Source organism: Nostoc sp., from assembly GCF_036917155.1.
In the GTDB taxonomy this organism is placed as follows: Bacteria; Cyanobacteriota; Cyanobacteriia; order Cyanobacteriales; family Nostocaceae; genus Nostoc.
In genome coordinates, this window is sequence record NZ_JBALDZ010000147.1 from 1 (window position 1) to 19,031 (window position 19,031).

The following is a 19,031-nucleotide window of genomic DNA, read 5'->3' on the forward strand; positions in this document are numbered from 1 at the left end:
TATTTTCTGGTTACTTGATTGTTCAAATTATCATCAGCGCATTTTCTGTTTATGTAGTTTATCCATGCTACTTATTGAAGTGCGGAATGTGGGATCAAAGGCTGCTCCAAAGGCAATCTGAGCATTAGTCACAAAATTAGGATTGAAAATACTTGCAGCAGTGTAAACCAATGCTTGAGTTGGGTTAGTTTGGTTTTGCCATGCGTTGATTAGCGTCTCACCTGCTAAAGGTAAAAGTTTTGGGAGTGCGACTCGAAAATCGCACGATTTGAGCAAGTAAGCGATTTCTTACCGGAAGCAGGGTGCTACAAGAAGCGATTGAGCTTATACTTCGTCGGAATTTTTGAGAGTATCTCGCTTGCTATACTTACTTATGCTCTTTTTTCCTAATTCCTAAAAAGCAGGAGCAAATCGGGAATAATAACTAACAATCAGGTGTGAACTTTGTCAGAATGAGTTCGTCGATGATTTTTGTTAGCAAAGAGAGCGAATTTGAAGGAGTCAGACTCTGAAAGGCTTTGAATTCAAAGGTGTTGAAAAACTTATTGGCCCAATAGCCGCGCTTCTCGGCTTTGTATATTTGTTGCAATGGTATATTGGAGACTTGCGATCGCCTTCCGATCCCATCTTTGAAAATAAACAGCCGCCTTTGGTTATGAAACAGGGCGATCCCTATATCCGCGCCTTAATGCGAACCATCTCGGCGAGTGAGGCTAGTGGGAACCGTCCCTATTCGCTGTTATACGGTGGACAGCAAGTCAACGACCTCAGCCGACATCCTGAGATATGCGTCACAATTGTCACAGGCCCCAACACAGGTAATTGTTCCACTGCTGCTGGCAGATATCAAATTATCAACGTTACTTGGTATCGTTTAGCCCCCCATTATCACCCAAAACCAATGCAGATGATGTTTTGGACTGCTTATAGTTTTGAAGCGGAATATCAAGATGTAGTAGTTTACCGTTGGTTGAGCGATCCTAAGGCTTGGGGAACTGATATTTCTCAACAGTTGCGTCAGGGAAAGTTAAATGATGTTTTGCGGCGACTTTCTCCCACTTGGACAAGTCTAGGATATGGCATAGAAACTAATTCTGTTAGTAGCTCTTTACATAAAATTTATCAGAAAATGTTACAAGAGGAATTAACGGCAGCAAAGCAACCAACAGCCCCAAATTTGATCCCATCTCCAACTCCTTCTAGCAAAGCAATAAAGAAGCAGTAAACCCGGATTTCTCACCAATGCTCAAAGCCTGTGCTTGTGCAGGGGAGCAGGGGAGCAGGGGAGCAGGGGAGAGTTCAATGTGCCAAGTTCAATCCCCTCCGCCCCTCTGCCCCTCTGCATTTCAAACTTGTGAGAAATGCGGGTAAAATTATCCTATTTTTTAACTTACTGTGGACAAAAACCTTTTGATACTTTCCACAAAAGCTAAGGTATTTTCAAAGTGAATATTATGTCCAGCACTACTAATTATTTTTATCTGGGCTAATTTACATAGTTTAGCCATTTCTGTATTAATAGATATAAATTTTTCATCATATTCACCAGTTAGTAAAAGCATGGGAATTGTATTATCTGGTAGCTTTTCCCATAAAGAAGGTTGGCATCCAGTACCCAGAAAGCGTAGTGATTTATCTAATTCCTGTGGATTGTTCTGCAACCGACTTTCTAACATGCGATCGTATTCTGGATGGTTTTTTATGTCACCAAAAATCGGCTGATTATACCAATTTGATAGAAAAGCTGCAAAATCGATTTTTTCAAGGCTTCTTGTTAATTTTCTCGCTATTTGCTGATCAAGCTTAATGCGTTCTAATCGTTCTGCTTCTGTTTGCAAACCTGGGGAAGCTGACTCTAAGATAACTTTATGAAAACGTTCGGGAAAATTCACGGCAAGGTATAAAGCCAATCTCCCACCCATTGAATAACCAACTAAGAAGCATTTGGCAATTTTTAACTCATCCAATAGGTTGATTAAAGCATGAGTGGTATTTGCCATTGTATAGTATTCTTCCTCACCAAAAACTTGAGTTTTACCATGTCCAGGGAGGTCAAGGGTTAAATAAGAAAATTCATTAGATAATAATTTTATGGCTTCATCAAATTCATCTATGTTACCCATGAAGCCGTGCAGAAAAATAATGAGTGGTTTGTCTGGGTTGCTAATTAAAGAATAGTAAAATTGATAATTTTCTCTGACCATAGCTAGCGAAAAACCATCGTTGTTACATAGGATATTTTCTTATGAAAGGGGTAAATATCACGATGCACTTATTGAATTTTGATGTATCGCTGTTAGTACATCATGAATTTTGGGAATGTATTTCACATTAATTTTCTAGTTCTTAAGGTAAAAATCTATCTAAAGCAGCTTTTAACTGTTTAATTTCAACGTCAATATTGCCCTCTTGTGCGGCTCTACCAATACACTCAGTTAAATGTTCATCCAAAACAATCCGCGCTACCCGATCCAATGCGCCCCGCACTGCGGCAATTTGCAGTAAAACATCAGGACAAGGTGTACTTTGCTGCACCATTGCCTTAATACCACGAACATGTCCTTCTATGCGCGATAATCGATTGACAATTCGCCGTAAAGACTCTTCGCTATGGATGTGAGGATGAGCCGACTCTCCAGTTCCATGAGTATGATCTGTATGCTCGTCGTCTGTATCGTGATGGTGGGAATGTTCTACTTGCTGGGATGTTGGCAAGGATTCCTTACCTAATCGATTTGATCCATTCATAGGTTATCAAAGGACTTGTAGTAATAAGATCCTACCCTAGTACTCGATCAAAATTTATAAGTGGGGAGTTGGGAGGATGAGGGGGATGAGGCAATACTTTTCGGTTAAGACCAAAAACAGGTAGATTGTTTATCTCCAAGCAGACCAAGTGTCTTAACTGCACGGTATCTTATACTACCTGTCGTAGACATCGCTCTCTCACTTTTCGGCACGCATCCTTCGTTTGAGAATTGCGATCGTCCATCTTCCATAGACTGGATTGAGTAGACAGATCAACCGTGGTTGGGCGATCGCTTGAATTGGGTATTCTAGTTTAGAATATCGATAACAAATAATTAGGGCCGGAATGCGGAGAATGGCTATGGTTTACCCTAAACTTAGCGGCCCTGGTTGTACAGCGACAACTTTTCCCGATTACTTTACTAGAATAATAAAAGGTGAATTGCAATGTCAAATATTCGAGAAGGAATGCCAGTACTTGCCCGTCATGAAGGAGATTGGGTAGGAACTTATACATTAATTGATACAACAGGAAAAATCCTCGACAAGTATGAATCTCACTTAACTTGTCAATTTCCAGAAAATGGCCCTCATCCCTACTACCAGATTAATCGCTACAAATGGTCTGATGGTAAACGAGAAGAATATGAATTTCCAGGAATCTATAAAGATAATAAACTTTGGTTTGACACCGATCGCATAGACGGAAAAGCCTGGGAAGCCGATGATTCGATTGTCATTTTGTGGTTTAGTTATAAGACAAACCCAGAAATGAGCTTATATGAAATGATCTACATTAGTCCTGACAATAACAATCGTGCCCGTACTTGGCATTGGTTTAAGAACAATCAAATCTTTCAACGCACCCTAATTCAAGAAGAACGGGTAAAATAGTAATTTCTCCCCTCAAAGATAAATCTCATTATTCTCCAGTCCGCGCAGGCGGACTTTGTTTGTGTAGCCACGACTTCTAGTCTTAGGCTCTCATCTCCAATCTCAACTTAGTAAGGTACACGCATGGCCAAAGGTGACAAAATAAACTTTTCTACTCCTAGCGGATTTCCAGAATTTCTCCCTAGCGAAAAGCGTCTAGAATCACATTTGCTAGATATCATCCGCAGAGTTTTTGAAAGCTATGGATTTACACCCATTGAAACACCTGCTGTAGAACGTTTAGAAGTCCTGCAAGCTAAAGGTAATCAAGGTGACAATATCATCTATGGCATTGATCCCATCCTGCCACCAAATCGACAAGCCGAGAGAGATAAATCTGGCGAGACTGGTTCAGAATCCAGAGCTTTAAAATTTGACCAAACAGTTCCTTTAGCAGCATACATTGCCCGTCACCTGAATGAGCTAATTTTTCCCTTTGCTCGTTATCAAACAGATGTAGTTTTTCGTGGTGAACGGTCGAAAGATGGGCGCTTTCGTCAGTTCCGTCAATGCGATATTGATGTAGTTGCTCGTCGTGAACTCAGCTTGCTTTATGATGCTCAGATGCCTGCAATTATCACCGAGATATTTGAAGCAATTAATATTGGTGATTTTCTAATTCGCATCAATAACCGTAAAGTTCTTACTGGTTTTTTTAAATCAGTGGGAATTGCCGAAAATCAAATTAAATCGTGTATTGGTATTGTTGACACGCTCGAAAAGATTGGTGAAATTAAAGTAAAACAAGATTTAGAAAAAGAAGAAATTTTAGAAGAACAGGCGCAAAAAATTATTGAGTTTATTAAAATTGACGGTTCCGTTAATGACGTATTAGATAAGCTCAAATACCTTGCCCAAAATCTGCCAGAAACCGAGCAATTGAGCTTAGGAATCACCGAATTAGAAACGGTAATTGCAGGAGTGCGTAATCTCGGAGTTGCCGAAAACCGTTTCTGTATTGATTTATCCATTGCCCGTGGTCTTGATTACTATACTGGCACAGTTTACGAAACAACCTTATTAGGACATGAAGCTTTAGGCAGTATTTGTTCTGGTGGTAGATATGAAGAACTAGTCGGGGTATTTTTGGGCGAAAAAATGCCTGGTGTTGGCATTTCTATTGGCTTAACTCGCTTAATTAGTCGTTTGTTAAAAGCTGGTATTCTAAATACCTTAGCTGCGACACCAGCCCAAGTGATGGTAGTGAATATGCAGGAAGATTTAATGCCTACTTATTTAAAAGTTTCTCAACGTCTGCGTCAGGCGGGAATTAATGTGATCACTAACTTTGATAAGCGTCCCTTGGGTAAACAATTTCAATTAGCAGACAAGCAAGGAATTCAATTTTGCGTAATTATTGGTTCTGAAGAAGCAGCAGCGCAAAAGTCATCGCTCAAAGATTTGAAAACAGGGGAGCAAGTAGAAGTGCTATTAGAAAATTTGGCAGAGGAAATTAAAAAAAGGCTTACTTAAAATATAAAGTAGCAACTGTCTATGACGATGCGTTACCCGGATTTCTCACCAATGCTCAAAGCCTGTGCTTGTGCAGGGGAGCAGGGGAGCAGAGGAGAGTTCAATGTGCCAAGTTCAATCCCCTCCGCCCCTCTGCCCCTCTGCCCCTCCGCCCCTCTGCCCCTCTGCATTTCAAACTTGTGAGAAATGCGGGGTTACAGCTTCCGCCTTACACACTTTACTTATTTGGAAGTTCTTTATGAGTTTGTCGGATCTCCCTAATCTCTGGGTTCCTCTAGCACTTTTAGGTTTAATTGTGATAGCTGCTGTATTTTTCAGCCGCAGCAATTGATATTTAAACGATTACACTTGAGGTGGAGGTATCAGTTCTATGTTTGCTGTTGTCACACTCGATACAATCCATTTACCCCCAGGTGCGGTAGTACGCCTACTCGGAAGTTGGCAAGACTATCAAGCATTGAATGAACAACTAGGCGATCGCTCCTCGCCTCGTATCAAGTATCGAGATGGAGAAATTCTCTTGATGGCACCGCTGCCAGAACATGGGCGTAAAGTAAGTGTAATTGCAGATGTGGTCAAAGTTTTGCTCGATCATCTGGGACAAGCGCAATATGACTGATGTAGATGTTGCGCGGGAATTAGTAGAAATTGGTGTTCCGAAAGAGGATATTATTTTAGGTTTACATCCGCCTTACAAGCGTCCGTATACAGGGTATGGAGTAGCCTAAAAAAAGTGCGCCCATAATGCAGAAAATCTTCATCAACGGCAACTACTTGGTACGATAAAGTACAGAGTGTCACAACTTAACTCTCAAGTAGATAGAAAAGGAATGCGTACATGGGAAAAGGGAGATTAGAAGCATTCAGCGATGGGGTGATTGCTATCATCATCACCATTATGGTGCTGGAAATCAAAGTGCCGCATGGGTTCGATTTAGCTGCGCTGCGTCCGCTAATCCCGGTATTTCTCAGCTATGTGCTGAGTTTTATTTATATTGGCATCTACTGGAACAATCACCATCACCTATTACAAGCAGTCCGACAGGTTAATGGGCGTATACTTTGGGCTAATCTGCATCTGCTGTTTTGGTTGTCGCTAGTCCCCTTCGTCACTGGCTGGATGGGCGAGAATCATTTTGCCGCCGTGCCAGTTGCCCTTTATGGTACGGTATTGTTGTTCGCTGCGATCGCCTACTACATTCTTAGCTGTGCCCTCGTTTCTCACCACGGTAAGGATTCAACTCTAGCGATCGCAATCGGTGAAGACTTCAAAGGGAAAGTATCAGTAGTTTTCTATGCTGTGGCAATTCCACTTGCCTTTGTGAACTCATGGTTGGCCTGTGCATTTTACGTTTTAGTTGCAATCATCTGGCTTATCCCAGATCGTCGCATTGAGAAGACTCTCACCTCCTAAACTAATTACGAATTATTTTAAAGCATTACCAAACTACCTTGTGCTTCTTCTTCAAGTTCATAACCATTAGCCAATTTTTCAATTGTTTGGTCAATCATTGCCAAACCTTGCTCTACTTTTTCAACTAAACTTAGCTGTCCTCGGAGTTCGGCAGCACCAACGAAACCCTTAGCATACCAAGTCATGTGCTTACGGGCTTGACGCACACCGCGATCGCCTTTATATTCCCACAAGGCTTGTAAATGATCTCTTGCACATTCCAAACGCTGAATCGGGGTTGGTGGCGGTAATATCTCCCCAGTTTTCAGGAAGCGATCAATTTCTCCCACCAGAAACGGATAACCCAAAGTTCCACGGGAACACATAACGCCATCAGCGCCAGTTTGTTCTAAACATTTCACCGCCGCTTCAACAGAAAAAATATCTCCATTCCCAATCACTGGAATAGAAAGCACTTCTTTTACACGAGTAATCCATTCCCAACGGGCATTACCGTTGTATCCTTGGGCGCGAGTGCGTCCATGTACTGTAATCATTTTTGCCCCGGCATCTTCCATCCGCTTGGCAAAGTCGAGAATCGTAATTTCGTTGTCATTCCAGCCAATACGAGTTTTTACTGTCACAGGAACACCAACAGCTTTCACCACTTCCCGCACAATTGCTTCTGCTACTTCTGGTTGCCGCAATAACGAAGAACCGCCACCATTTTTAGTGATTTTATTAACCGGACAACCCATATTAATATCAACAGTATCAGCACCTTCGGCAACTGCCTTGATTGCTGCTTCTGCTAAGAAATCTGGACGACAATCAAATAGTTGAACGCTAATGGGGCGTTCGTTGGGGTCTACTTCCATGATTTTGGGTAACTGCTTGACATAATGCAACCCTGTAGCATTTACCATTTCGGTATACATCATTGAATCTGGTGCATAGCGACGCACGATACGGCGAAACACCATATCTGTCACTCCAGATAAAGGCGACTGAAGAACCCGACTTTTCACCTCGAAAGAGCCAATCTTTAAGGGTTGGGAGAGTCTAGCTTGCAGAGTGGGAGAAAGCGAAATCATACAAAAAATTAAAAATTATGGGAATGGAAAATAGCAGGAATATTTAGGATTGTCTGTAATCACTGCTAATTGTAGGTTACATATCCTGACTTGGAGGCTGTTTTTGCATTTCTTGCTGAATCTCTTCTAGACTCAAACCTAACTCTTTCGCTAATTGCTGTCTCCTCTTCATCGACCACTAATTTCATCGTAGCAATTCCGACTGGCAATGATGCAGTTTCACCTAACTCATTAAGATAAATGCGACTGATACGCTGGCTAGTGAAAAATTCACTGTAATTCCTGATATCTGCTGTATCTAGACTGCGATTAAGATAGATAACTACTCCTCGCCAAGAATTTTTAGGCTTATTTTGGCGTCACAGCTAAACCTGTTTAGGAGTTTAGTCTGCTCATGCTTCAGATTTTAGACGATAAAAAACAATCGCTGCAACCACCAAAAAAAACAATCCCAGCGATCGCTAAACCTTCACCATACAGCCGTGCCAAGGCATCCCACGCCCCAGGTATAATAAAGTGTTGTAGTGACTAGCAAAAAACTCTGATTAGGATCAATATGGTATTGAGCCGAGATACGTGTAAAAACCTGCAAGATGGTCTGAAAACCGTTGCTATATCTACGTTTCAAAGATTTCTGGTGGGAGATTAATAGCAGCTTCTAATGGTTGGGGAATATTATGTAAATTCACCACATAATCACCGTATCTTTTGATATGTCTTGTGATGTATGGACTCATTGCTGCAAGGTGTCGCATGGGAATCAATTCTCCCTGTGACATTAACGTTTGGATAGCCAACGACATATCAACCGTATTCTGCAAAATAACTGCGCTTGCTACCAAATCAAGATATTTCAGCCGCTTTTCCTGTTCAATAGGATCATTTTCAGTAATCGCTCCCAGTTTACCGAAGAACACCCAGTCAAGAAAAGCATTATACATCTCCACAATATTGGTTATTGCTGTAATCTCATGCCGAAGAGCCACATTAGAAACATAGTCAAGCAAAAACATAGTCCGTACTACCTTACCCAACTCAAGAAAAGCTTGATAAAGTCGATTTTTCTTACTATAACTACCCAACTTACGTAGAAGCGTCGAAGGCATCACCTTGCCTGCCTTAATTGACAGTACTACACGTATCATGTCATACCAATGAGTCTTGATTAAATTCCAATTGACCACGCCCTTAAACAACGGTTCGATATACTTGTAGGTAACATCTGCACTGGGGCGAACAAAAGTTAAATCCTTCCAGTTACGGATACGCGGCATCAATTTGATACCGAGAAGATAGGAAATAGCAAACACAGGCCCAGATTGACCTTGAGTATCTGCGTGCAAAGTATCCGGTTGAATATCTGAGAGATTTTTCAACAGCCCATCCAAAATATAGACGGCCTCCCACACACCACAGGTGATAAAGTGGGTAAACAAAGCAATATATTTATCAGAGACATGGTGATAGGCAATACCACCATAACCGCCGTAGCGGATGTGATACTCGCTATGTAAATTATTCTCGTATATCTCAAACTTGCTTCCGTCAGCAGCAGCCTTTTTCCCTGTACCCCAACAAGACGGTAAACTAAAACGGTTGTACGTATTGATAATATCCCGAATTGCAGCTTCAATTTTGGCAGCACTAATATGGCGACGGTTTGTATAAGAAATCATGTGACTTGTCACTGCACCTTGGGAATGACGAGCCATCTGATTAGGGCCAAGATTACAGCCGTAGCTAAAGGTAGTAAAAATATAACGTTCAGCAGGATCAGATATTTTTGGTTCGCTTCCTGAAAATAGACCAAAATGCCTTGTCCAATTCAACCAATGCTCAACATTGCAAAGGATTTCTAAGATACTGCGCTCCGGCATCAAAGCCCGAATTTTTGATTCTAATTCTTCCACTTCATCCGTTTGAGCTAGCGATGGAATTCTTTTAAGTACAGGTTCTCCGTCTTTATTGATGGTGAATTGTTTATCAACCGCACAAATATTATCTACAACGAAAGCTACCTGCGCTAATTTATCTTGTAGGTGTTTAACAAAGTCATCTGGGTTAGCAGGAAATTCAAGTAAGCGACAGTATTCTTCTATCAAAGGTTCGCATTCAGCATGACTCAATAATTGTTCGCGGAAATCGGCATAACTTTCTGAACCTACAACACAAGCATCTCCTGTTTTAAATTCAGTCGCTAGATTTGAAAAGATGCAAATTTCTAATTGCTGACGAACCAAAACCTCAGTTCCATCAATTTCTTCTACAACTAGCGCACGCCAGTTACTACTAATAAAATCTAAATCAATTTCAAAAGGTAAATACTTAGCACGTTTGTGTTGATTCTCTAACACGAACTTTAATGCTTCAATTACCGACTCATCAGCAGAAGTTGAGAGAATATCTAGAGAAGCCACCAAACTAAAAAGTGCTTTCCGATTGGCAGAATAAAATCGCCACATCAACGGTAAATGGTTGTTGGTGTTGTACGCCGCAATCTCATCCAACTTTTGCAGCAACAATTCTGTACCACCATGTTCATCCAAAATTGATTGCACCTGTTCTCCAAAAACAGCATTATCCTGAGTTTCTTTGGCTTTTGTCGGCAATCGGTACTAATTCGGGGTGGGGAAAATAACCAAGCCGTTGGAAGGATTTTAGCATGACCATAAAACTAAGAAATCCTTCGTGGCTCTTAGTTTTGGACTTTGCAAACTTGATTTCTGCACTTTGTGGTGTATAAAGCTCTGCAAGCTCTTTCGGGTTGGGAAATTGTTTGAATTTAGGATATGCAGTCCGGTCAATTAAGGTCATTCAAGTGATATTCGCAACATAAAAAAATCCCAAAAATAACTAGATAACGGTTGATCCCTCACTGTTAAACCCCATAGTATTTTATATTCTTTTGGATACAGATAACTAATTGAATTAATTTCCACACTTTTTTGGTGAATAATGCTGTTTTTGGAGATAACGAATAGGCAATAAATGTTGCTTCTAACTATCTGGATTTATCAGAATACTTAAAGCATGACGTGCGGCTGATTCTGCTTTTTGTGAGGTAACTTTTTGATAACGTAAAGTGGTTTGGATACTTTCATGTCCCATGAGTGAGCGTAACTCTTCTATACTGATTAATCCTACCCGTTCGGTAGCATAAGTGTGACGTAAATCATGGATGCGTACACCGTTTAATTCGGGATATGTGCTGGTGATTTTTCGCCAATAATCGTGCAATGTGTAGTAGCTAATTCTACTGACTTTGAGGGTGACTGGATGTTGTGCTGTAAAGAGTGCGTTGATATTTTTATGGCGTGAGTACTGGAAATATTGAGCTAGGGATTCGGCGGCATCATCACTATAAAAGCACCAACGCTGTTTGTTTCCTTTTCCCAATACCTGAAATTTTTGATTTTGGATATCTAGGTCTGATAAATTCAGGGCTAAAAGCTCTCCAATTCTGCATCCTGTGCGATGCAATAAATGAATTATTGCAGACATCCTCATGTCATGTTCGGTTACTTTATAGAGTATATTTAGCTGTTCGGGTGTTAGGTATTTTATTGTATCGTCACTTTTATGTTCGCCTTTTTCTCGTTGTGGGGGACGCTGTTTTAATCCCCGAATTGGGTTGGATTTTATATACCCTTGCTCAACTGCAAAGTTAAATAGGCTTTGCAGTATTGCTTGATGCTTGTGGTGAGTTGTGTATTTTAAATGTGAAAGTGTATCTAGATACTCAACTAATGTTTGCTTACTGATAATTTCGATTGACCAACTTCCGTACTCTGCTAGTAAGTTCAAGAGAGTTATTTCGTAGGTTTTGATGGTACTGGGTGCTAACCCAGTCCGTTCTAAAAATTTGACGGCAACGGTGGCCAATGTGACAGCTTGCTTCACTGAAAAAAGTGTGTTTTTAGCAAGGTAATTTATTCATAAATTATATATCTTTAGATAAGAGCATTGACAGCATTTTATGGATACTTTTAAGACACCAAAACATGGAGAATCCCTAGCTGACTATGTTTTGCGGATCAGGAAGGGACTCAATTTAACTCAGTTTGAGTTAGCCGATGCTGCTGGCATTCATTCTCGGTCTGTGGGGAAGATTGAACGGGGACTGACGATGAAACTCAGTCATAAAACTCTTAGCGGTCTTGCCTTGGCTTTATCTGTGCCGGTTGAGTATTTGCAGGCTGTTGTTAGGGGGGAAGAGGTTGTGGCAATGCCAGCGATTAAGTTTTGCCCCCAATGTTGGAATCCTGGGGGTGCTGCTGACCCGATGTGGGGAAATGTTAGAGCTAAGTTTTGTTATCTGTGCGGTACGCAGTTGCGGGCTAGTTGTCGGAATTGTGGTGAGATGGTGGTGTCATTGAGGTATAAATTTTGTCCACTATGTGGAAAGCCTTATAAAGATGGAAGTTAAAATCGCTAAAGCCTATATATAACAAGGCTTTCCAGACCATCTTGCAGGTTTTTACACGTATCTCGGCTCAATACCAATATGCTATTAGCCAAACCATAATCGCGAGGAATAAAATCATCAATATTTACCTTTTGCGAGGAGGTTTGACACTGATATTAGGTAGCTTATATTCCCAGTAGTTTTCTTTCAAAACCCAGTGTAAAAGTTCTGGATGTTTGCGAACTGCGTTTTGATGAAACTGATAACCCCTTTCATAGGCTAGTCTAAAACGGTCTGCTAGAATTGATATTTCTAACCCTTCATTTATAGAATGTAGAATTTGTTTTTTTAAGTTTTTTAGGAAAATTTTCCAGCGAAATGTGAGATTTAGAGTTGGTTTTACTTGATTTTTAACTAAATTCCCCCCATCTTTCCTAATCTGTGTATATGAATCAGCAACTCCTTGATAGAAAAATCTTTTATTAAAATATTCGGGAGTCATTCTTGAGCGAGAAACATCATGAAATACCAGGGCTTGAGGATGATAAATTGCTTTATAGCCTAATTGTTTAGATTTTTGGGTAAGACCTGTTTCTCCATCACCTTGAAAATGTTGTAGATTTGAAGGGATACAATCTGGATGAAAGCCACCAAGTTCAAACAGTATTTTTTTACGAATAGAAAAGTTTAGTCCCCAAACGTAGTTGGGATCAATTTCCTGCACTTGATCTCCAAAGTCTAATAAGCTTAAATATCCACATAGTTTGCGGTTGTGGTCTTCACTCCAGAAATATTTTAGCCATCTTGGTGGTTCGACTTCATATTTAGGTAAATTACGTCCTCCAACAATTTGCACAGTCGGATCAATAAAAGCTTCATGAATAGCTTGTAACCAATTGACATCAGCCTCAATGTCATCATCAATAAATGTTAAAATCTCTCCCTGAGCAGCTAAAGCTCCTCGATGCCTTCCTGATAAAAGTCCCGGTTCCGGTTCATATATATAATAAATTTGATGAGATGGATACTGCTCTATAATTGTTTCTGATACAGATTTGGTTGCATCCGTAGAACCATTATCTACAATTAAGATTTCAAACTGCTCAACTGGAAAATTTTGTTTAATTAGCGACTCTATTGCTAATTGGAGTGACTGAAAACGATTGACAGTTGGTATGATTATTGAAATCATAAATTTTCTCTACTAATTTATTTGTATATTCGTAAAATTCAACAGTCTGGACTACATCATCCACCCCAATGACCAAATAATTAGCAATTCATAATTCATAAATTTTAGAATGGGTACAGATCCGCATCATGTCAATAAGCAAAGTATATTCTCAATAGAGTAAAAATAATGTCATTAACTCTTGCTTATTGCGAAAAATTTAGGCGTAGCCCGCCGAGGGATAGATCCCTACTGAGTCTTGTTCAAAAATCAAACAAGAGTCCCATAACAGTCACAGAGACTGATAGGTTGTATTTTCCAATTTGCGCGGTTCATTAATCATAATAATGACGCAACTATTACTTCTAATTAACTTGAACAAGCAAATGACCTCTTCTTGTTATTAGAATTTCTATCTTGCTTTTCTCTCTTCTTGAATGCTAAGTGAATCCTCGGTAATATACAATAAAGAAGGGATAAATATTAGTATAAGTACGTAAAGTATCCATGATTTCAATGCGAGTTAAAAGGGAACAGGGAACGGGCAACAGGCAACAGGGAAATCCCCATAATTAAAATCAGGGGATTTGTACAAGGACACATTGAAACATCGTGGCTGACGCCATCTCGTTTCAAATATTTTTATCTCTTTTCATAAATAAATTTAGGGGCTTTAAACCCTGTATTCGGGGCTAATTTTTTTTCTGTTCCCTGTTAAGAGTTCCCTGTTCCCGCCCCGAAGGGGCTTGGTAAATCTCTTGAGTCTGAAGCATAAGCAGGGTTAGCGCGTCTCAAACCCTATAAACTAACTTGCACCTTGAGAATCCGACTTTTTTTCGGCTTTTGACTACTCATGGTTTCTTTCCTCCAATAGATAGCCCTGTAATGCCATCATCGGAGACTATATGAGTATTTATTGATGAAGAAAGCAAAACCTTTACCATAGCCTGGATGCAGTTGTTTTCGAGGAATAGTGACCGAGAACTCTATGGAAGTTTTTGTAAGATTGTAGGAGGGGTAATTACCCCACCCTGTGGCGTACCCTCAGATGTTGGGAACAACTGCTTACCATCCATCACTCCCGCTTTTAACCATGCTCTTACCGACTTAGGCTGTCAGTAATAACACCTTTTCACCCCGCTTCAGGCTTTGATGGCTAGTCTCAAACCTGGGGGTGATGCTTTCACCGTTGCACCTACGGGGTAGGATTTGAGGGTTCTAGGGTACTGACTCTCACCTACATAGACTCTATTTTTCTTAACTTGACACTAATGGCGAGACGCCCATCCCACAAAAAGATATTTATCCTGCAACAGCCGGACTTGCTACTTTCTCCTGTCTTTGGGAAGGCGGACGCATTCCCAAACCAAGTAAGTTCAGCATTTCTCGGTCAGTGTCGTAATCTGGACAGGGAGTTGTCACTGTTAACATCTTGTTGTCGTCGCTGGAAAAGATAGAATTAGCTCCTGCCATGAAGCAGAAAGCTTGCTCAACTTGAGAAAGTCTCGCCCTACCAGCACTAAGACGCACATCGGAAGCTGGCATTAAAATCCTGGCTGTGGCAATCATCCGTACAATATCCCAAATGGGGACATCAGGCTGATTTTCTAAGGGTGTGCCTGGTACTTGTGAAAGAATATTAATCGGCACGGACTCTGGATGCGGATGTAAGTTTGCTAAAGTTTGTAACATCCCAACACGGTCATCAACGGTTTCGCCCAAGCCAAGAATACCGCCGGAACATACAGTAACATTTGTCTGACGGACATTTTCAATTGTGTTCAAGCGATCGCTATATGTCCTTGTGGTAATAATTGTGCTGTAATATTCCTGCGAGGTATCTAAGTTATGGTTGTAGGCGTAAAGTCCCGCTTCTTCCAATTTCCTGGCCTGATTTGCCGTCAACATACCCAAAGTACAGCACACTTCTAAACCCATTGCGGTTACATCCTTGACCATTTCCAGGACTTCCTCAAATTGTGAGTTATCCCGCACTTCGCGCCAAGCAGCACCCATACAAATGCGACTAACACCAGTTTCTTTCGCTTTCTGGGCGATGTTAACTACCGTTTCCTTTTCTAGAAGTGCTTGCGCCTTTACCTCTGTTTTATAGCGAGAAGATTGGGCGCAGTAGCTACAATCTTCTGGACAACCCCCAGTTTTAATCGATATGAGCTTACAAACTTGTATTTTTGTTGGGTCATGATATTGGCGATGCACGCTAGCAGCTTGATAAATAAGCTCTAGCAATGGCGTGTTGTATATCGCCCGAATCTCTAATTCCTGCCAATTGTAGCGTATTCCCACCACATCACTATCCTTCTTGTAGACTGGGTTAATCAAGAGCTGTCTTTTGGTTGAATCTCCTGCGGTACAGCGTTTGGGCAAAGCGATTTTATCGAAATTATGCCCCGCACTGTGCTTTATCACCCATTGGCTCTTAATCCTTCCGCTCTAGATATTAGACATCAGCTTATCAAGATTTTGGTTGAATGGCAGATTAAGAGCAAAAATACTCATAGATTGGGGATTGGGCATTGGGCATAACAGTCCCGAGTTCCGTTAGCGGATAGCTAAGGTTTAGCCCGTTCCGAGTCCTGAGTAAAGAAGTAAAATTCCCAACTCAGCACTGGGCACTGGGCACTGGGCACTCATTACGGGCATTGGCAGGGCTGATGCAAGTGGCGCACATATCTTTATGTTGGTCAGAAGTTAGCTGAGTGGATTTAGCATAAAACAGGCACAAGAACCATTTTCCTTAGTCCGCAGAGGCGGACTTTGCCTTTGTAGGAGCGAATTCTGTTCACCCTGGCTGCTGCTAAACCGCAGGGTATGAGAGAATTTATAAAATTTAGTGAATGTTTTTGGAAGAGATCCCGCCGATTAAGTAATTTATGATATCAGAACTGCCAATAATTACAAGCGATCGCCTATTATTACGAGCAGCTATTCACGAAGATATACCCCAAATTCTCAAATACTTCATTGGCAATAAAACTTATCTCACTCCATTCTACCCTCTTTGGGCTGATGGTTTTTTCACTGAAGAATATTGGCAGTATCAGATAGAGAATAGTTTTCTGGAATTTATTAATGGGCAATCGTTAAAACTATTTATTTTTACCAAAAAAAATCCCACCGTAGTGATTGGAACGGTCAATTTTAGCAATTTTGTCCGAGGAGCCGCTCATTTTTGCTATGTGGGATATAGCCTGGCTGAAAATAAACAAGGTAAAGGATATATGACAGAAGGACTAAAATCTGCAACTCAATATCTATTTCAAGAGTTAAATTTTCATCGAGTTATGGCTAATTATATGCCTCACAATCGGCGCAGTGGGAATGTACTCAAAAGACTCGGTTTTGTCATTGAAGGATATGCTAGAGACTATTTGTTAATTAATGGTCAATGGGAAGATCATATTTTGACCAGTCTTACAAATCCTAATTGGAAAGTACCTATGTTTTAGAAATGTCTGAGTACAAGCCTCAAGAATATTAATTTTATTTCCCATCCTATATATGTTAGTAAATGTACTTATTTATAAATTTTATTTATGAACACAAATTAGCGAATATTTGTAATGTTAGCAATCTTTAACTTTCAATAAAATGTTTTTTAGTTCGGAAGTATTGCAAATATTACAGATATGAATAATTGTAAAATATTTAAACTATAATAGATTTGATATTTAAGTTATAAATATTTACAAATTCATAGCAAATTCATAATAAATACACAACAAGTCCACAAGCAAATGTAATAGTAATATTTGTTCACTACCTGGCTTATTTATCAAGGTTAGCTTTAGCCGATGTGTCCAATTTTATTAAATAACTGAGGAGTTTTTCAAAATGTCTATTAATTCTATAAAGCGCTTATCTGTCTTCTCTACTATCTTCGCTTTTGCTACCATCTTAAACGGAGTTGTATTAGCAGTACCAGCTACAAATTCAGCCACTACAACAGTCTTAAAAACTCAGACTAGTGCTGCATCACGCCAGCCAACCAAACTCACAAAGCAACAGCGACTACAAATCCAACTAGCTCGCCAGCAAAGAGATAAGGATATTCAGGCTCTATTAAACCCATCCCAAGCTACTAAATTTAAGGCAGCACTGCAATCCCGTCAGAGAATCAGAATAGTGTTAAAATCTTTGGATCTGAATCAAGAACAACAGAAACAGGTTCAATCAATTTTGCAAACTTATAACCTGCAAGTGAAAAAAATTCTCTCTTCACAGGCATCACCAAAAACATTAAACTCAGTAGGAATTGCCCCATCAACATCACAACCAATTAACAAATAAAAAACTCAGCTTCATTTAATTAATGTTAAGTTGTAGAAGACTGGTGGATTTGATGCAAACTTCTGTTAAGCCAGTCTTCATACTAATCATCAAAACTCAAAGATTGCTTTAGTCCCAGACGATAGGAATATCCGAGGACTAGGACATGAATTATAGTTAGTATTATTGCTCATATTGCTGGGAGCAATGACTGGGTATTGAGGCTACGCTCTCTGGGCGACTTGCCAAAAGTAAGCTAGGGTAAAGAACATTCTCTAGATAACTTATACCATGCTCCTGAATCTTGATAAAGTTCGTCCATATTTTCCCGCTCTAGCTGGTGAATGGACTTTTTTTGATAATGCTGGCGGGTCACAAACCCTGAAAAAGGTAGTAGATAGAATTAGCGAATTTCTCTTGAGTTCTGATGTCCAGTTGGGAGCTTCTTATGGAGTTTCTCAACTTGCAGGAGAACGATTGGCTGTAGCAACTAGGGGAATGGCTACTTTTATTAATGCCAATTCTTCTAAAGAAGTGGTCATGGGCCCATCTACTACAATGATGTTGAAAGTTCTCTCAATTTGTCTGGGTCAAACCTTTAGACCTGGTGATGAGGTTATTGTTACTAATTGTGACCACGAGGCTAATATTGGTGCTTGGGTCGCTCTTGAAAAACAAGGAATTAAGGTTAAAGTCTGGCAAGTTCGCCCAGATACTTTGGAACTTCATTTAGCAGATTTAGAACCATTGATGGATCATAGCACCAAATTAGTAGCATTGACTCATGCTTCTAATGTTCTGGGAACCATCAACCCGATCAAAGAAATTGCTAGATTTGTACACGATCGCAATGCCATGATTTGTGTCGATGGTGTAGCTTATGCACCCCACAGATTAGTTGATGTCCAAGATTTAGATGTTGATTTTTATACTTTGAGTTGTTATAAAGTCTATGGGCCACATCATGCCTTACTTTATGGTAAAGAAGAACATTTATTAAGATTGCCTGGTCTTAACCATTATTTTATTGAGCAGACAGATATACCTTATAAATTTCAGTTAGGGAATGTCAATTTTGAATTAAGTTATGGAATGTTAGGTTTATGTGATTATTTAAGTGAGTTAGCACAATTACACTATGGGAATGAAACAGCATCAGATTTGAGAAATCAAATGGTGCAAGCGTTTGATTTAATTAGCATACATGAAGAAAAGATTAGCGATCGCCTCCTAAATTATCTCAACAGCAAGCCTAATGTGCGAGTGATTGGTCAATCAAAGGCTGACCGTCAAACCCGTGTGCCAACTATATCTTTTGTGGTAGATGGAATCAATAGCTCAACCATTCCAGCAAAAATTGACCAACATTATATTGGGATTCGCTACGGTGACTTTTATGCTAAACGACTCATTGAATACCTGGGGTTAGCGTCCCAAGGTGGAATAGTCCGGGTGAGTATGGTGCATTACAACACCCTTGAGGAAGTTAACAGCCTAATTGAGGCTTTTGAGCAGATATTTTAA

At 40.2% G+C, this 19,031-nt stretch carries 19 protein-coding genes and 2 pseudogenes; 11 read left to right on the forward strand and 10 right to left on the reverse strand.

From position 1 onward, the window contains the following. Positions 1-33 precede the first annotated feature (33 nt). Positions 34-276: a hypothetical protein gene (locus tag V7K67_RS19810; protein WP_335168029.1), complete on the reverse strand. Its 243-nt coding sequence runs from the start codon at positions 274-276 to the stop codon at positions 34-36. A gap of 304 nt (positions 277-580) precedes the next feature. Here V7K67_RS19810 and V7K67_RS19815 point away from each other — a divergent pair, with 304 nt between their 5' ends. Next, positions 581-1,225, forward strand: a complete 645-nt coding sequence (locus V7K67_RS19815) for a glycoside hydrolase family 24 protein (protein ID WP_335168031.1) — start codon at positions 581-583, stop codon at positions 1,223-1,225. 160 nt (positions 1,226-1,385) lie between these two features. On the opposite strand, the gene menH is transcribed toward V7K67_RS19815, so the two are convergent. Beyond that, complete coding sequence (gene menH / locus V7K67_RS19820) at positions 1,386-2,204, reverse strand: 2-succinyl-6-hydroxy-2,4-cyclohexadiene-1-carboxylate synthase (protein WP_334733209.1); 819 nt, start codon at positions 2,202-2,204, stop codon at positions 1,386-1,388. 142 nt (positions 2,205-2,346) lie between these two features. Beyond that, positions 2,347-2,748: a metal-sensing transcriptional repressor gene (locus tag V7K67_RS19825; protein WP_179067084.1), complete on the reverse strand. Its 402-nt coding sequence runs from the start codon at positions 2,746-2,748 to the stop codon at positions 2,347-2,349. A 447-nt stretch (positions 2,749-3,195) separates the two neighbouring features. On the opposite strand from V7K67_RS19825, the gene V7K67_RS19830 reads away from it, so the two are divergent. The 5 genes and pseudogenes from V7K67_RS19830 (at position 3,196) to V7K67_RS19850 (ending at position 6,568) form a co-directional block, all read left to right on the forward strand. Continuing rightward, positions 3,196-3,642, forward strand: a complete 447-nt coding sequence (locus V7K67_RS19830) for a DUF3598 family protein (RefSeq protein ID WP_334708106.1) — start codon at positions 3,196-3,198, stop codon at positions 3,640-3,642. 123 nt (positions 3,643-3,765) lie between these two features. After that, positions 3,766-5,154 (forward strand): histidine--tRNA ligase, encoded by a 1,389-nt coding sequence (hisS, locus tag V7K67_RS19835; RefSeq protein ID WP_335168033.1) that lies wholly within the window; start codon positions 3,766-3,768, stop codon positions 5,152-5,154. A 370-nt stretch (positions 5,155-5,524) separates the two neighbouring features. Further along, the gene (locus V7K67_RS19840; protein ID WP_335168035.1) at positions 5,525-5,773 is read left to right on the forward strand and encodes a hypothetical protein; all 249 of its coding nucleotides are present in this window, start codon (positions 5,525-5,527) and stop codon (positions 5,771-5,773) included. Beyond that, positions 5,748-5,882: pseudogene (locus V7K67_RS19845) on the forward strand (element excision factor XisI family protein); the annotation flags it as partial. The gene V7K67_RS19840 and the pseudogene V7K67_RS19845, both read left to right, overlap by 26 nt. A 110-nt stretch (positions 5,883-5,992) precedes the next feature. Beyond that, entirely contained in the window at positions 5,993-6,568 is a 576-nt protein-coding gene (locus V7K67_RS19850) for a TMEM175 family protein (protein ID WP_335168037.1), read from the forward strand. Between the two features lie 17 nt (positions 6,569-6,585). On the opposite strand, the gene dusB is transcribed toward V7K67_RS19850, so the two are convergent. Together dusB and V7K67_RS19860 are read right to left on the reverse strand one after the other, a co-directional pair. Beyond that, on the reverse strand, positions 6,586-7,641 hold the full coding sequence (gene dusB / locus V7K67_RS19855; RefSeq protein WP_334733213.1) for a tRNA dihydrouridine synthase DusB: 1,056 nt from the start codon (positions 7,639-7,641) through the stop codon (positions 6,586-6,588). A gap of 65 nt (positions 7,642-7,706) precedes the next feature. Then, positions 7,707-7,988: pseudogene (locus V7K67_RS19860) on the reverse strand (DUF2887 domain-containing protein); the annotation flags it as partial. Positions 7,989-8,035: 47 nt separating this feature from the next. Between V7K67_RS19860 and V7K67_RS19865 the strand changes: the two are divergent. Continuing rightward, positions 8,036-8,173: a hypothetical protein gene (locus tag V7K67_RS19865; protein ID WP_334733214.1), complete on the forward strand. Its 138-nt coding sequence runs from the start codon at positions 8,036-8,038 to the stop codon at positions 8,171-8,173. 85 nt (positions 8,174-8,258) lie between these two features. Here the strand turns inward: V7K67_RS19865 and V7K67_RS19870 are convergent, their stop codons facing one another. From V7K67_RS19870 to V7K67_RS19880, 3 genes are all read right to left on the reverse strand, one after another. Further along, positions 8,259-10,250, reverse strand: coding sequence for a Tn3 family transposase (locus tag V7K67_RS19870; protein WP_335168039.1), 1,992 nt, complete (start codon positions 10,248-10,250; stop codon positions 8,259-8,261). Beyond that, complete coding sequence (locus V7K67_RS19875; RefSeq protein WP_335168041.1) at positions 10,219-10,455, reverse strand: DUF4158 domain-containing protein; 237 nt, start codon at positions 10,453-10,455, stop codon at positions 10,219-10,221. Before V7K67_RS19875 ends, V7K67_RS19870 begins: the two co-directional genes overlap by 32 nt. Positions 10,456-10,638: 183 nt before the next feature. Continuing rightward, on the reverse strand, positions 10,639-11,541 hold the full coding sequence (locus V7K67_RS19880) for a tyrosine-type recombinase/integrase (protein ID WP_335168043.1): 903 nt from the start codon (positions 11,539-11,541) through the stop codon (positions 10,639-10,641). A gap of 76 nt (positions 11,542-11,617) precedes the next feature. Between V7K67_RS19880 and V7K67_RS19885 the strand changes: the two genes are divergently transcribed. After that, on the forward strand, positions 11,618-12,067 hold the full coding sequence (locus V7K67_RS19885; protein ID WP_335168045.1) for a double zinc ribbon domain-containing protein: 450 nt from the start codon (positions 11,618-11,620) through the stop codon (positions 12,065-12,067). A 124-nt stretch (positions 12,068-12,191) separates the two neighbouring features. Here V7K67_RS19885 and V7K67_RS19890 read toward each other — a convergent pair whose 3' ends face one another. Both V7K67_RS19890 and bioB read right to left on the reverse strand, forming a co-directional pair. After that, entirely contained in the window at positions 12,192-13,238 is a 1,047-nt protein-coding gene (locus V7K67_RS19890) for a glycosyltransferase (protein ID WP_334733215.1), read from the reverse strand. Between the two features lie 1,281 nt (positions 13,239-14,519). Beyond that, on the reverse strand, positions 14,520-15,527 hold the full coding sequence (gene bioB, locus V7K67_RS19895; RefSeq protein WP_334733233.1) for a biotin synthase BioB: 1,008 nt from the start codon (positions 15,525-15,527) through the stop codon (positions 14,520-14,522). 584 nt (positions 15,528-16,111) lie between these two features. On the opposite strand from bioB, the gene V7K67_RS19900 reads away from it, so the two are divergent. The 3 genes from V7K67_RS19900 (at position 16,112) to V7K67_RS19910 (ending at position 19,031) form a co-directional block, all read left to right on the forward strand. Then, positions 16,112-16,687: a GNAT family N-acetyltransferase gene (locus V7K67_RS19900; RefSeq protein ID WP_334706825.1), complete on the forward strand. Its 576-nt coding sequence runs from the start codon at positions 16,112-16,114 to the stop codon at positions 16,685-16,687. 385 nt (positions 16,688-17,072) lie between these two features. Then, positions 17,073-17,528, forward strand: coding sequence for a hypothetical protein (locus V7K67_RS19905; protein WP_334733216.1), 456 nt, complete (start codon positions 17,073-17,075; stop codon positions 17,526-17,528). A gap of 270 nt (positions 17,529-17,798) precedes the next feature. After that, the gene (locus tag V7K67_RS19910) at positions 17,799-19,031 is read left to right on the forward strand and encodes a cysteine desulfurase-like protein (protein ID WP_335168048.1); all 1,233 of its coding nucleotides are present in this window, start codon (positions 17,799-17,801) and stop codon (positions 19,029-19,031) included.

Bases quoted from the DNA above. Each gene is read 5' to 3' on its own strand.
- menH (WP_334733209.1), bottom strand. From the start codon at position 2,204: ATGGTCAGAGAAAATTATCAATTTTACTATTCTTTAATTAGCAACCCA.
- V7K67_RS19825 (WP_179067084.1), bottom strand. From the start codon at position 2,748: ATGAATGGATCAAATCGATTAGGTAAGGAATCCTTGCCAACATCCCAG.
- V7K67_RS19830 (WP_334708106.1), top strand. From the start codon at position 3,196: ATGTCAAATATTCGAGAAGGAATGCCAGTACTTGCCCGTCATGAAGGA.
- hisS (WP_335168033.1), top strand. From the start codon at position 3,766: ATGGCCAAAGGTGACAAAATAAACTTTTCTACTCCTAGCGGATTTCCA.
- V7K67_RS19840 (WP_335168035.1), top strand. From the start codon at position 5,525: ATGTTTGCTGTTGTCACACTCGATACAATCCATTTACCCCCAGGTGCG.
- V7K67_RS19850 (WP_335168037.1), top strand. From the start codon at position 5,993: ATGGGAAAAGGGAGATTAGAAGCATTCAGCGATGGGGTGATTGCTATC.
- dusB (WP_334733213.1), bottom strand. From the start codon at position 7,641: ATGATTTCGCTTTCTCCCACTCTGCAAGCTAGACTCTCCCAACCCTTA.
- V7K67_RS19865 (WP_334733214.1), top strand. From the start codon at position 8,036: ATGCTTCAGATTTTAGACGATAAAAAACAATCGCTGCAACCACCAAAA.
- V7K67_RS19875 (WP_335168041.1), bottom strand. From the start codon at position 10,455: ATGACCTTAATTGACCGGACTGCATATCCTAAATTCAAACAATTTCCC.
- V7K67_RS19885 (WP_335168045.1), top strand. From the start codon at position 11,618: ATGGATACTTTTAAGACACCAAAACATGGAGAATCCCTAGCTGACTAT.
- V7K67_RS19890 (WP_334733215.1), bottom strand. From the start codon at position 13,238: ATGATTTCAATAATCATACCAACTGTCAATCGTTTTCAGTCACTCCAA.
- V7K67_RS19900 (WP_334706825.1), top strand. From the start codon at position 16,112: ATGATATCAGAACTGCCAATAATTACAAGCGATCGCCTATTATTACGA.
- V7K67_RS19905 (WP_334733216.1), top strand. From the start codon at position 17,073: ATGTCTATTAATTCTATAAAGCGCTTATCTGTCTTCTCTACTATCTTC.
- V7K67_RS19910 (WP_335168048.1), top strand. From the start codon at position 17,799: ATGCTCCTGAATCTTGATAAAGTTCGTCCATATTTTCCCGCTCTAGCT.